This window comes from Porphyrobacter sp. SLTP, from assembly GCF_009905735.1.
Classification (GTDB): domain Bacteria; phylum Pseudomonadota; class Alphaproteobacteria; order Sphingomonadales; family Sphingomonadaceae; genus Erythrobacter.
In genome coordinates this window covers 193,498-205,265 of sequence record NZ_JAAALE010000002.1, presented here as the reverse complement: position 1 = coordinate 205,265, position 11,768 = coordinate 193,498, and the positions used below count along the sequence as shown (strand labels likewise).

The following is an 11,768-nucleotide window of genomic DNA, read 5'->3' as shown; positions in this document are numbered from 1 at the left end:
GGTTGGGGGAAGGGTCGAGGCCGATAGCCTCGCCATATATCCTCTGCCGAGGAAGCCCCCTCCCCCCGACCCCCTCCCGCAAGGGGAGGGGGGAGAAGTGTTACGTCACCGGCACCAGATTATCGTCCGAATCTCGGTCGATATAAAAGTTGTAGGGATCGATCCCCGCGAAGGTCGGCTTGCCCTTGGTCACGACCTCGATCACCTGCTTGCCGCTGCGGATCGGATAGCGCTTCATCGACAGCACGTTGGCCTTGGCAAAGGCGCCTGACCCCGGCCGGTCGGTGAAGACCCCAACCTCGATGCTCTCGGCCAACTGTGCCGGGCGTTCATTGCCCTTGCCGTCCGCGGTGAACTTGGCCGCTTCGATGGTGATACGGGTGCGATAGGTGCGATCGGGGAGCTGGGTCGTCACCGCTTCCTTCGCCTTCAGATCATAGATCGTGATCTTTTCGAACAGATCAGTGATCAGCGCCTGATCTTCAGGCGTCTTGGCCTCCTTGCGCAGCTCGGCGATCAGATCGAGGCTGCGCGGATAGGGCGCGGGTTTGAACCTGTAACGCGCCACCAGCCGCGCGAGCGCCCGGTTCACGGCGTCCTCGCCCAGCCGGTGCTGGAGCAGATACATCACGACGCTGCCCTTGCGGTAGTGGATGTGCTGCTGGTTCTCGACCCGCATCAGCGGCTGTTCGTCCAGCACATCGCCCTTGCGCCCTTCAAGATAGCGGTCGAGCTCGAACTTCAGGAAGCGGCGGATCTTGTCCTCGCCATAGAGCTGCTTCATCACCATCAGCGCGGAGTATTGCGCCAGCGTTTCCGACAGCAGGGTCGAACCCTGCATGTCCCCGCCCACCACCTGATGCGCCCAGTACTGGTGGCCGAATTCATGCGCGGTGACGTAGGAAACATAGTCGATGGTTTCGGGATCGCGCACGTCGGCGGCAAAGCCGATGCTTTCGGAATAGGGCATGGTCCCGGCAAAGGCCTGCGCGAAGCTGTCGTAGCCGGGGAATTCGATGATCCGCGCATAGCCGAACTGGTAGGGGCCGAAATTGCGCTCGAAGTAGCCGAGCGAGGTCTCCATTGCCTTGAGCATCGCGGGCACGTTCCAGGCGTGCTTGGGATCGTGGTAGACGCTCAGCAGCACAGTCCCCGCCTGCTTCTCGGCCACGGCATAGCGCGCCGATTGCACAGAGAAGAAGTTGAGGATCGGCGCCGGGCTCTGGAACACTGCAATGCGGCGGCTGCCCTTCACTTCGTCCGAAATCTTGTTGCCCGGCGCGATCGGCACCTGATCGGCCGCCGTGCTGATGGTGATGCGCGAATTGACCCAGTCCGAGTGGACGTAGTTCTCGCCCTGCGCCTTCACGTCCTCAAGCTTGGCCATCCGCAGCTCGTCCGTCAGGCCTTGCCGCCGACGCGCGGTGCGATCTTGCAGCAGTCCGCGCTGGTCCATCCCGATGATGGGCGCGAACACCGAATTGTTCACGAAGGTGCCGTTGTCGACGATATCGGTCGCCGCCCCGCTATTGGCAAAGCCGCGCCGCCAAACCCGCGAGGTGAAATCAAGCCGCGTGGTCGCGCCCGGCGCCAGCGGGGTGTCGAAGCGGTAGATGCGATGAAAGTGGCGCTTGTCATGTGAGGCCAGCTTTGCCCCTGCAATGTCGAGCCGCTTGTACTCCACCGCGTCATCGCCTTGCCGGACGTGCACCTCGGTGATTGGCACCCCGCTATCATTGCGCAGGTCATAATGGCCGGTCACATTCATTCGCCGTTCGTCGGGATAGATTTCCACGTCGAAGGCGACATTGGTGACGACCGGACGCGGGAGCGCGGCGAACTTCAGATATTTGCGCTCATACTCGGCCGTGCGCGCTTCCGCCTCGTCGGCGGTCTCATAGGTGTTGAGCACCTTGATGTTCTGGTGAATCACCCAGCCGGTGCCGATCATACCGGCCACAGCCGCCAGCGCGATCCCGCCTGATGCCGCCGTCATTCGCCGCGCCATGCCCTTGAGACGCGGCACCACCGCAACCACCGTACCGCGCGGCCAGGCCCAGTGCGACAGCACCAGCAGCAGCACCCCGAAACACGCCCAGTAAGCCCTCGCGATCAGACCCCCGACCCAGAAGCCGCCGGTGCCGTTCATGTCGGAGAGCGGCTCACCCGGCGTGCCGCCGAAGTTGTAGAGCATATTGCTGTAGCCGAGGTTCGACAGGAAGATCCGCGCCACGAACCACACCAGAAACAGGCCCCAGCCGATATACTTGTTGGGGCTGAGCACCTGGAAGAACACCACCAGCACTGCGATCAGCAGGAGGTCGATGCTCTGCGGCACGACGAAGGCAGACAGATACAGCCCGGCATCAATGCTCGGCGCACCTTTCAGCAGCTGGTAGCCAATGCCCGTGAGCATGCCGACCAGCGACATCGCCAACAGCACCAGAAAGATCGCGAGGATTTTCGGCACGAACATCGCCCAGGCCGGAACCGGGGTTGCATCGACGATCTCGCCGATCTTCACGTCGCGCTCGCGCCACACCAGTTCGCCGCCATAGAACACCGCGACGATCAGGCTGAACAGGAACATGTTGCCCAGCACCACGGTGATGACGTCGGCGGTCAGCGGATAGGACGGGGTGCCGAAGGTGGTCTGGCCGAAGGCAAGATTGATCGCGGAGAAGGCCAGCCCGATCAGCAACAGCACAATCAGGCCGGGGCTTTTGGCCACCAGCAACACTTCGGACTTCAGACGCACCCAGAAGCTCTGCATGGCATGGCCGGCTCCGAAGCTGCGCTGCACCGGTGCGGTCAGCACGCGCGGGGCCACGTCACCGGCCTTGGCCGCCTTGGCAGCCTGCTTGGCCAGCCGCCGCTGGCGCCAGCGCGAGGGCGCCCGTTCGGTCATGCTGAAACGGGCCGCCGCGATGCCGAGGAACAGCACCGACAGCACGAGCACGAACACGCGGTTGAACAGCAGATTGCCTTCAAGCGGGATCAGGCGCGTGTTCATCTCGGCCGCTGTCCAGTAACGCGAAACCTCACCGATCGCGCCCATTCCGAGCGGTTCGTAACGGGCAATCGCATCCTGATAGCTGGGATCGGCCGACAGGATCACGCTGATAACGAGGTAACCCATCACCAGCACCAGCACGCCGAGATAGCTCGCCAGCATGGACCGCGTGATGGTCGCGAGGCTGAACAGCAGGGCCGACGAGAGAATGAGGTTGGGTATGGCGATAATCAGGAACGGCCAGGCATAGGTCATGAACCCGCCCGGTCCCACAGTCTCCGGATCGACCCACGGCATGGCTGCACCCAGCGCTATCCCGAGCGGCACGGCCAAGTAGCCGATGATCGCGATCACCAGCCCGCCGAGAAAACGTCCGGCCAGAAACGCGATACGGCCCACGGGTGTCGCTCGGATCATCGGGCCAAAGCCAGTCGCATCATCGCGCACCACGGCATTCGCGACAAACGAGGTGATGACGAACAGGTAGAAGGTCGCCAGCAGCCCAAGCGCGAACACAACCGCATAGGGCGAGTTTTCATGCACCGAGCCGGGCGTGCCGAAGCTGACATTTTCGCTTGCGGCAAAGCCGAAGCCGATCAGCAGGAAGATCAGCGCTGAAACCCAGAACACCGGGTTTTTCAGCTGATAACGGATTTCGAAAGCCGCAATGCTGGCGGTGAGCATATCCAGTGCCCCTTATGCAGCTTGCGCGGCGGGAGTGCGACGGGTTTCGGCCAGAGTGGCGAAGTACACGTCTTCCAGCCCGCCGCTGACGGGCGCAAAGCCTTCGGGCTGGGTGTCGGACAGAACATGGACGATGATGTCACCGGCAAAGAAGCGGTGGGAGATGACCTCGTATTGCGCCTGCATCTCGGCAAGCTGCGTATGCGGCACGGTTTTCTGCCACACCCTTCCTTGCGTGCGTGCAATCAGATCATGCGGCGCGCCTTCCAGCCGCAGCTTGCCGCCCGCCAGCACCGCCATGCGCGGGCAGAGATCGGCGACATCGTCGACGATGTGGGTGGACAGGATCACCACCACATTCTCGCCAATCCCGGCGAGGAGGTTGAGGAAGCGGTTGCGTTCTTCGGGGTCGAGGCCCGCGGTGGGCTCATCGACGATGATCAGCTCCGGCTCGCCGATCAGCGCCTGCGCGATGCCGAAGCGCTGACGCATCCCGCCCGAAAAGCCCGCAATCGCCTTGCCACGCACGTTCCAGAGGTTGGTCTGGTTGAGCAGGTGCTCGACCATCGCCTTACGCTCGCCTGCGTTGTTCACGCCTTTGAGCACCGCCATGTGATCGAGCATCTGATAGGCCGAAACGCGCGGATAAACGCCGAAATCCTGCGGAAGGTAGCCGAGCGTGCGGCGCAGCCGGTCAGGCTCCGCCAGCACGTCGATATCGCCAAAGCGGATGCTGCCTTGGGTGGGCGCCTGGAGCGTCGCGATGGTGCGCATCAGGGTCGATTTGCCCGCACCATTGGGGCCGAGCAGCCCGAACATCCCCTTGGGGATTGTCAGCGACACATCATCCAATGCGCGCGTACCATTGGGATAGACGTGGCTGACGTTGCTGAGTTCGAGCATTTTAGTCCCCTGATTTTGGCCCAATACTTTAATAGCACCTAGCTGCCGCCAAAACAGTCATGTTGGTGGAGCGCGCTGCGCGATTGATCGACGCGATTGCCGTTCGTCGGACGCCATTGACCGCCCGGAGTGTGTCGGCGCTCGTCAATCGAGCAGTTTGCGCGCGCCCGGCCCTTCTGCGCCAAGCCGATCCTCGGGGTTCCAGATCGCGCAGTGCGTCAGGCTGAGGCAGCCGCAGCCGATGCATCCATCCAGCCGGTCGCGGGTGCGGGTGAGTTCCGCGATGCGTACATCCAATCGCGCGCGGATCGCAGCGCTGATCGCTTCCCAGTCGCTGGCGGTCGGCGTGCGGCCTTGGGGCAGCTTGGCCAATTCCGCCTCGATCTCGGTCAGCGACAGGCCCAGCCGCTGCGCGATGAGGATGAAGCTCAACCGCCGGATGTCGGATCGCAGGAAGCGCCGCTGGTTGCCGCCGCTGCGCACCGGCTCGATCAGGCGCTTGTCCTCGTAGAATCGGATTGCCGAGACAGACAGCCCCGTGCGGCGCGCGATCTCGCCGATGGAGAGAAGGTCGGATGGCTTGAGGCGGGCGGTCATTGTGTAGCTTTCCGATAGAGCTTGACCTCAAGTTAGGTTGAGATTGCAGACTGGGCAAGGTGATTGATTCGCCCGCGGCCCGCGGGTGTTTGAATGACATGAATGAAAGGACCCACGATGCCCAAAGGCTATCTCGAACACATCAACATCACCGTCAGCGACATTGAACGCAGCGCCGCCCTGCTGCGCGATCTGATGGGCTGGCACGATCGCTGGAGCGGCCCGTCGCAGTTGGGCGGCGAGACGATCCATGTCGGCGGGGAGCGCGATTATATTGCCGTCTATACCAAAGGCGCTGCGGTCGATCGCTTCGCGAAGGGGAGGCCGCTGAACCATGTCGGGCTGGTGGTCGACGACCTCGACGCGGCCGAAGCGGTGGTCAAGGCCGCCGGGCTCGAACCCTTCAACCACGCCGATTATGAGCCCGGCCGCAGGTTCTATTTCTTCGACTGGGACGGGATCGAATTCGAAATGGTGAGCTACACCTAAAGCAGCCCCGGTTGATGGGCCGCACCCCTGACCCACGGATCAGACGTCCGCTCGATCACCAGCGGCCCCTCCCACGCCCGGCACAGCGCCAGCGCCTCGTCCGGGGTACCGCCCGTCCACATTGCCTGATCGTCCGGAGCAAGCAGCACCGGCATCCGGGTGTGGACGGCGGCGGCGCCTGAGCCTTCGCTGTCCGTCATCACCATCGAATAGCACGCGCCCCACTCCTCGCTCTGCCGCCACACCCCGGCAGCGGCGAAGAGCGGGACATCGGGAAGTGACAACCATGTGCGCGTCATTCGGCCCTTGGCGCCCTCCGCCTCGGCCCATGCAGTGAGCGGGATGAGGCAGCGGCGCTCTTCGAAAGCGTGCCGCCAGAAAAAGGTGCCGAGCTTGTCGGTGCGGGCATTGTTGACCGGCTTGGGCTTCAAGGGCTGGCCCTTGGCACCCTTGAGCACCAGCGGGAAGCCCCAGGTCATCGGTCTGACCGCGCCGTCCGCCACGACGAGGCCCGGATAGCCGGGATAGACTTCCTCGGCAAAATTCGCGCCCTCGCCTGCCTCGATCGCATCGAACCATGCGGCAACCTCGCTGACAGGCTTGGTCATGCGATAGAGGTTGCACATCGCGCGATCAGGCGCCCGCGTTGCCGACCACAAAGCACGCCGCCGCCATCAGCGCCCCGGCCCAGCGGTTCGATCGGAACCGGGCGAGCGGGTTCTCGGGATCATCCGCGTCGAGCGTCGCCACCTGCCAAGCGAGATGCCCCGCCACCGGCACCAGCGCCAGCAGCACCAGCGGATCGGGACGATAGAGCCAGAACCCCAGCCCCCACAGACCCACAGCGCCCGCATAGAACCCCGCAATGCCGCCCGTGACCCGTGACCCCATCGCCAGCGCGGACGAGCGGATGCCGACCATCGCGTCATCCTCGCGGTCTTGCAGGGCATAGATCGTGTCGTAACCGATCACCCACGCAATACACCCGGCATAGACCGCCGCCAGCGCCGGCCAATTGTCGAACCTCAGCTCGGTCCAACCGACCAGCAGCCCCCAGTTGAACACCATCCCCAGCCACGCCTGCGGCCACCAGGTGATGCGCTTCATGAAGGGATAGGCGGCGACGAGAGCAAGGCTGCCGAGCGCGACCAATTGCGCCTCCCAGCGCAATTGCAGCAGCACGACAAGGCCAACGAGGCACAGCGCCAGCAGCCAGAACCAGGCGAGCTTCCTCGATACCCGCCCGCTCGCCACCGGGCGCAAGGCCGTCCGCGCGACCTGCGCGTCGAGATCGGCATCGACGATGTCGTTATAGACGCAGCCCGCGCCGCGCATGGCGATGCTGCCGAGCAACAGCCAGCCGAGCAGTACCGGCTGCGCACCTCCCAGTATACCGGCATCTGCCTTGGCCCCCGCCAGCCACACCCCGAACACGCAAGGCCAGAACAGCAGCCACCACCCAATCGGACGATCAAACCGCGCCAACAACGCCAGATCACGCGGCAGTTGCGGCAGGCGGGCGACGATTCCGCGGTGTTCGCTGTCAGGGACGACCTGATCGGTCATGCCGATGCCTCGGCCTTGGCAGCACGCCAACCGATGATTGCCAGCACCAGCATCGTCACGTTCCCCGCAAAGTCGAGCATCCCGATGCTGGTCAGCACCGGCACCTCGTAATGAAACCAGTAGTTGAAGCCAAAGAACGGCAGCAGCAACACGGCGAAGACGGCAAAGCTGCGGGCGCTCCAACGGGTCACCAGCGTCATGAGCCCAAACAACACCGCTTGCGCGCCGAAGCAGGCCATAGTGAAACGGGTGAGGAAGGTGCTGTCGCGATAGGCTTCGGTCACGGCGAGGTTGATCACGCTGGCCGGTGCAAACAGCGCCCAACCGCCCAGCGTCAGAAACACGGCGGCGATCAGGAATTGTGATGTGCGCGCGGACATGGCTTGCTCCCTAGCGCTCCGTGCGCCTAGTGCAAAGTCATGCCTGCAACCCCCGCCTGCCCTCCGAAAAGCGCCCCGCGCCTGTTTGTCGCCGGACCTCTGGCGGCGGGCGCGGCTGTGCGGATCGAGGGCAACCCGGCGCATTACCTCGCCCGCGTCATGCGGGTTGCACCCGGCGATGCCGTTATCCTGTGCGACGACATGACCGGGGAATGGGCCGCGCGCGTGGCGGATGCGGGCAAGCGCGATGTGCTGCTCGAAGTGGCCGAGCGGCTACGCGAACGCGAGGCCGTGCCTGATCTGTGGCTCTGCCCCGCCCTGCTGAAGAAGGACCGCTTCGACCTCATCCTCGAAAAGGCGACGGAACTGGGCGCCGCGCGTATCCAGCCGCTCGTGACCCGGCGCTGCGTCGCTGACAAACTCAACCTTGAGCGTGCCCGCACGATCACCACCGAAGCGGCCGAACAATGCGCCCGGACAGCGCTGCCCGAACTGGCCGATCCGGTGAAGCTCGACGCTCTACTCGCCGATTGGCCGAACGGCCGCGCGCTGTTTTTTGCCGACGAGAACGGCGGCGCGCCTGCCGCCGCAGCCTTCGCCGGTCATACCGGCCCCGCCGCCATCCTCACCGGCCCTGAAGGCGGGTTCGACGAGGCCGAGCGCGCCGCGATCCGCGCGCACCCCGCCGCACGCCCCATCACCCTCGGCCCGCGCATCCTGCGGGGCGAGACCGCCGCCATCGCCGCGCTCGCAGCATGGATGGCCACCGCCGGGGATTGGTAGCACCGCCCGCGCGCGCCTCACTTTACGGCAAGACAATTCGGCTTCACCGCGCCAAACGCGAATTTGCCTTCCCACCGGCAAACCAGTTTTCTAAAGCAACCGGCCAGAGAGGGCCTCATTCCATGAGCACACGCGAAGCTTCCACTGCCGACGATCCGGTGATCGAAAGCCTCGACCAACTCGTCACACCGATGCTGAAGGGCGAAAAGCCGCCCGAGCGCTGGCGCATCGGCACCGAGCACGAAAAGCTGGTCTACAAGCATTCGGACAAGCGCGCGCCGTCCTATGACGAGCCTTGCGGCATCCGCGACCTGTTGGGCGGGCTTGAGAAGTTCGGTTGGGAACCCGTTGAGGAAGGCGGCAACGTCATCGCCTTGAAGGGCGAGGACGGTGCGGTCAGCCTTGAACCGGCAGGTCAGCTGGAGCTGTCGGGTGCGCCGCTTGAAAACCTGCACCAGACCTGCGCGGAAACCGGGCGGCACCTGGCGCAGGTCAAGGAAGTCGGCGAGAAATGCGGTGTCGGCTATCTCGGCCTTGGTATGTGGCCCGACAAGACCCGCGCCGAGCTGCCGATCATGCCCAAGGGCCGCTACGACATCATGCTGCGCCACATGCCGCGGGTCGGCACGATGGGCCTCGACATGATGCTGCGCACCTGCACGATCCAGGTGAACCTCGATTACCAGTCCGAAGCCGACATGGTGAAGAAGTTCCGCGTCGGCCTCGCGCTGCAACCGCTGGCGACCGCGCTGTTCGCCAATTCGCCCTTCACCGAGGGCAAGCCCAACGGCTTCCTGTCCTATCGCTCGCACATCTGGTCAGACACCGATCCGCACCGCACCGGGATGCTGCCCTTCGTGTTCGAGGAGGGCTTCGGTTACGAACGCTGGGCGCGGTATATGCTCGATGTGCCGATGTATTTCGTGTTCCGCGACGGCAAATATATCGACGCTGCGGGGCTGAGCTTTCGCGATTTCCTCGATGGCAAGCTGTCCGTGCTCCCCGGCGAGCGCCCGACGCAGAGCGACTGGTGGGACCACCTTTCGACTGCCTTCCCGGAAGTGCGTCTGAAAAGCTTCCTCGAAATGCGCGGCGCTGACGGCGGGCCGTGGAGCCGCATTTGCGCGCTGCCCGCCTTCTGGGTCGGGCTGCTGTATGATCAGGGCGCGCTCGATGCAGCGTGGGATCTGGTCAAGGGCTGGACGATGGAGGAGCGCGAACGGCTCCGCAATGAAGTGCCGCGCCTTGCCCTTGCGACCCGCTCGCCGGACGGCGGCACCTTGCAGGACCTTGGGCGCGAAGTGCTCAAGATCGCGCATTCAGGGCTGAAGGCCCGCGCGCGCCTCAATGCCAGCGGCGACAACGAGACGGGCTACCTCGAAACACTCGACGAGATCGTCGCCAGCGGCAAGGTGCCCGCCCAGCGCCTGCTCGATGCCTATAATGGCGAGTGGAACGGGGACATCTCCCGCGTCTATGAACAATCGTTCTGAGGGAGAGTGACACTATGCTGATCGTGCTGGCCAAGGCCAAGGTGGGTGAAGGCGCAATGGAACCGGCGCGGGCGGCGATTGCCGATATGGTCGCTGCCTCCAATGCCGAAGCCGGGTGCATCGCCTATGCCTTCACGCAGGACGTGCTTGACCCTTCGGTGCTGCACATTGTCGAAAAGTGGCAGGACGATGCCGCTCTGGCCGCGCATTTCGCGACCCCGCATATGGCGGCCTTCGGCGCGGCGATCAGCGGGCTCGATTTTCAGGTGGTCGAAGCGCTCAAGTTCCACACCGATGAAGGCGCGCCGGTGATGTAACCCTACTCCGCCGGGAAGGGATGCGTCTCTTCACGGCGAGGTGCGGGGCCACCGGTGAGCATCCGCTTCAGACGCGCGAGCGGCGCGGTGATCAGGCCGTGCTGTTCCATCCATGCGTGATAGTCCCGGTATTTGGGGTCTTCGGCGATGAGGTGCGCCTCTTCAGTCCGGGCGCGCCAGTAGTAGATGCCGTTCACGACCAGCAGGAACACCGAATTGCGGATCGCGTCCGCCAGCGACCCGTTGGTCACCAGGAACGGCAGAACCGAGGCCCACCAGAACAGGTTCTTCGACAGATAGGCCGGGTGGCGGGTGAAGCGATACGGCCCGTGGGTCAGCACGCCGCGATAGGTGAGGTTCGAAAAGCGGATGCCGAACACGACCGTGGCCCAGGCGTAAATGCCTGTCAGCACCAGCAGAACGCCGCCCCACGCCCACAGCAGCGCGTCATTCCCGGCAAACCAGTGCGCCCAGCCCGGGGTGCCGAATTCATAGCTCAGGATCTGATCGTTCGGCCCGATGATCCCCCACACGAAGGGTGGATAGCACAGCAGCGCCGCCAGCCAGCCCGCAAGGAATGGGTTGCCGGACCGGATGTGGGAATCGAGCGGGCGCAGGGTTAGCAGATATCCGACGGTGCCGATCTGGACGTCGATCACGAACAGCAGCGTGACCAGCAGCATCACGAATTCGACCGGATTGGCAATCAGTTGCGCCGGACTGCTCTCGACAATCTGAGCAAAGCCGGGCGGCAGGATCGAGATCATGAAGGCGCCGAAAAAGCCCTTGATCGCCCACGCCCGCCAGTGCTTGGCGATGGTGCCGCCGTCCCATTGCTCGCGCCCGATCACTCCGCCGCCGAGTACGAAAGCACCGAACTGGAAGGTCGCATCGCGCGGCTCCACCAGATAGCGGTCGATCCAGATGACGTAGGGAACGGAAAGGATGACGAGCGGCAGGATGGCGATGGTCAGCACCTCCATCGCGAACAGATAACTCCCGCTCCAGTACCACCGCGCCAGAGCATAGAACGCCGCGAGCAGCGCCCATGTCGCCCACAAGCCGCACAGCTTCACCACGGAAACCGGCAGCACTTCGGCGATGGGGCGCTTGAGGCTCCAGTCGATCCCGGTTGAGGGGCGCAGGTGGACCTTGTCGATCAGCACCGACCACAGGGCCATCGGCGCGGCCGTGAACAGCATCGCGGCGAGCGCGGCGTAAGGGCCGGAGAGCACGCCCCGCTCTCCCGACAATCCGCCGCCCAGACCCAGCACGCCAGCGATCTCGGGGTAGGATCGGCAGAAGGCAATCCAAACAAACAGCCCCGCCAGCCCGGCGAAGCCCACACCGGTCGACACGTCGCTTTCGGGGCGGCGCAGCGGCGGCGCGGTGCGCAATGTTGGAGTGGGCGAGAACGGCGCAGTCATGACCGCTCTGTCCTACAGCCTATTGGTTAACAGCTCGGCAAAACGCGCCCGAATCCGGGTCAAAAAGGGGTATGCCGCGACCAAAGGTGGGTCAAACAGGGGTCAACCAGTTGCAA

At 64.3% G+C, this 11,768-nt stretch carries 11 protein-coding genes; 4 read left to right on the top strand and 7 right to left on the bottom strand.

The window, feature by feature from the left end:
• Window positions 1–100: 100 nt before the first annotated feature.
• The 3 genes from GVM20_RS02330 to soxR form a co-directional block, all read right to left on the bottom strand.
• The gene (locus GVM20_RS02330; protein WP_166545692.1) at window positions 101–3,697 is read right to left on the bottom strand and encodes an ABC transporter permease/M1 family aminopeptidase; all 3,597 of its coding nucleotides are present in this window, start codon (window positions 3,695–3,697) and stop codon (window positions 101–103) included.
• A gap of 12 nt (window positions 3,698–3,709) precedes the next feature.
• The gene (locus GVM20_RS02325) at window positions 3,710–4,600 is read right to left on the bottom strand and encodes an ABC transporter ATP-binding protein (RefSeq protein WP_166545691.1); all 891 of its coding nucleotides are present in this window, start codon (window positions 4,598–4,600) and stop codon (window positions 3,710–3,712) included.
• Between the two features lie 144 nt (window positions 4,601–4,744).
• Window positions 4,745–5,197, bottom strand: a complete 453-nt coding sequence (gene soxR / locus GVM20_RS02320; protein ID WP_166545690.1) for a redox-sensitive transcriptional activator SoxR — start codon at window positions 5,195–5,197, stop codon at window positions 4,745–4,747.
• A 117-nt stretch (window positions 5,198–5,314) separates the two neighbouring features.
• Here soxR and GVM20_RS02315 point away from each other — a divergent pair, with 117 nt between their 5' ends.
• Window positions 5,315–5,686 (top strand): VOC family protein, encoded by a 372-nt coding sequence (locus tag GVM20_RS02315; RefSeq protein ID WP_166545808.1) that lies wholly within the window; start codon window positions 5,315–5,317, stop codon window positions 5,684–5,686.
• Here GVM20_RS02315 and GVM20_RS02310 read toward each other — a convergent pair.
• The 3 genes from GVM20_RS02310 to GVM20_RS02300 are packed head-to-tail and all read right to left on the bottom strand — an operon-like array spanning window position 5,683 to window position 7,632.
• Window positions 5,683–6,312: an SOS response-associated peptidase gene (locus GVM20_RS02310; RefSeq protein WP_166545689.1), complete on the bottom strand. Its 630-nt coding sequence runs from the start codon at window positions 6,310–6,312 to the stop codon at window positions 5,683–5,685. The two genes, GVM20_RS02315 and GVM20_RS02310, sit on opposite strands and share 4 nt — an antisense overlap.
• Window positions 6,313–6,319: 7 nt before the next feature.
• Complete coding sequence (gene ubiA, locus GVM20_RS02305) at window positions 6,320–7,252, bottom strand: 4-hydroxybenzoate octaprenyltransferase (RefSeq protein WP_166545688.1); 933 nt, start codon at window positions 7,250–7,252, stop codon at window positions 6,320–6,322.
• A complete protein-coding gene (locus tag GVM20_RS02300; protein ID WP_166545687.1) occupies window positions 7,249–7,632 on the bottom strand; it encodes a hypothetical protein in 384 nt (127 codons plus the stop codon). The genes ubiA and GVM20_RS02300 overlap by 4 nt, the downstream gene beginning before the upstream one ends.
• 39 nt (window positions 7,633–7,671) lie before the next feature.
• Here GVM20_RS02300 and GVM20_RS02295 point away from each other — a divergent pair, with 39 nt between their 5' ends.
• From GVM20_RS02295 to GVM20_RS02285, 3 genes are all read left to right on the top strand, one after another.
• Window positions 7,672–8,415 (top strand): 16S rRNA (uracil(1498)-N(3))-methyltransferase, encoded by a 744-nt coding sequence (locus tag GVM20_RS02295; RefSeq protein ID WP_166545686.1) that lies wholly within the window; start codon window positions 7,672–7,674, stop codon window positions 8,413–8,415.
• 122 nt (window positions 8,416–8,537) lie between these two features.
• Window positions 8,538–9,908 (top strand): glutamate--cysteine ligase, encoded by a 1,371-nt coding sequence (locus tag GVM20_RS02290; protein ID WP_166545685.1) that lies wholly within the window; start codon window positions 8,538–8,540, stop codon window positions 9,906–9,908.
• Between the two features lie 14 nt (window positions 9,909–9,922).
• Window positions 9,923–10,225: a putative quinol monooxygenase gene (locus GVM20_RS02285; RefSeq protein WP_166545684.1), complete on the top strand. Its 303-nt coding sequence runs from the start codon at window positions 9,923–9,925 to the stop codon at window positions 10,223–10,225.
• Window positions 10,226–10,227: 2 nt separating this feature from the next.
• Here GVM20_RS02285 and GVM20_RS02280 read toward each other — a convergent pair whose 3' ends face one another.
• Complete coding sequence (locus tag GVM20_RS02280; RefSeq protein WP_166545683.1) at window positions 10,228–11,652, bottom strand: methyltransferase family protein; 1,425 nt, start codon at window positions 11,650–11,652, stop codon at window positions 10,228–10,230.
• Between the last annotated feature and the right edge of the window lie 116 nt (window positions 11,653–11,768).

Coding starts and splice junctions, on each gene's coding strand:
- soxR (WP_166545690.1), bottom strand. CDS start 5,197: ATGACCGCCCGCCTCAAGCCATCCGACCTTCTCTCCATCGGCGAGATC.
- GVM20_RS02310 (WP_166545689.1), bottom strand. CDS start 6,312: ATGTGCAACCTCTATCGCATGACCAAGCCTGTCAGCGAGGTTGCCGCA.
- GVM20_RS02330 (WP_166545692.1), bottom strand. CDS start 3,697: ATGCTCACCGCCAGCATTGCGGCTTTCGAAATCCGTTATCAGCTGAAA.
- GVM20_RS02295 (WP_166545686.1), top strand. CDS start 7,672: ATGCCTGCAACCCCCGCCTGCCCTCCGAAAAGCGCCCCGCGCCTGTTT.
- GVM20_RS02285 (WP_166545684.1), top strand. CDS start 9,923: ATGCTGATCGTGCTGGCCAAGGCCAAGGTGGGTGAAGGCGCAATGGAA.
- GVM20_RS02290 (WP_166545685.1), top strand. CDS start 8,538: ATGAGCACACGCGAAGCTTCCACTGCCGACGATCCGGTGATCGAAAGC.
- GVM20_RS02315 (WP_166545808.1), top strand. CDS start 5,315: ATGCCCAAAGGCTATCTCGAACACATCAACATCACCGTCAGCGACATT.
- GVM20_RS02300 (WP_166545687.1), bottom strand. CDS start 7,632: ATGTCCGCGCGCACATCACAATTCCTGATCGCCGCCGTGTTTCTGACG.
- GVM20_RS02325 (WP_166545691.1), bottom strand. CDS start 4,600: ATGCTCGAACTCAGCAACGTCAGCCACGTCTATCCCAATGGTACGCGC.
- ubiA (WP_166545688.1), bottom strand. CDS start 7,252: ATGACCGATCAGGTCGTCCCTGACAGCGAACACCGCGGAATCGTCGCC.
- GVM20_RS02280 (WP_166545683.1), bottom strand. CDS start 11,652: ATGACTGCGCCGTTCTCGCCCACTCCAACATTGCGCACCGCGCCGCCG.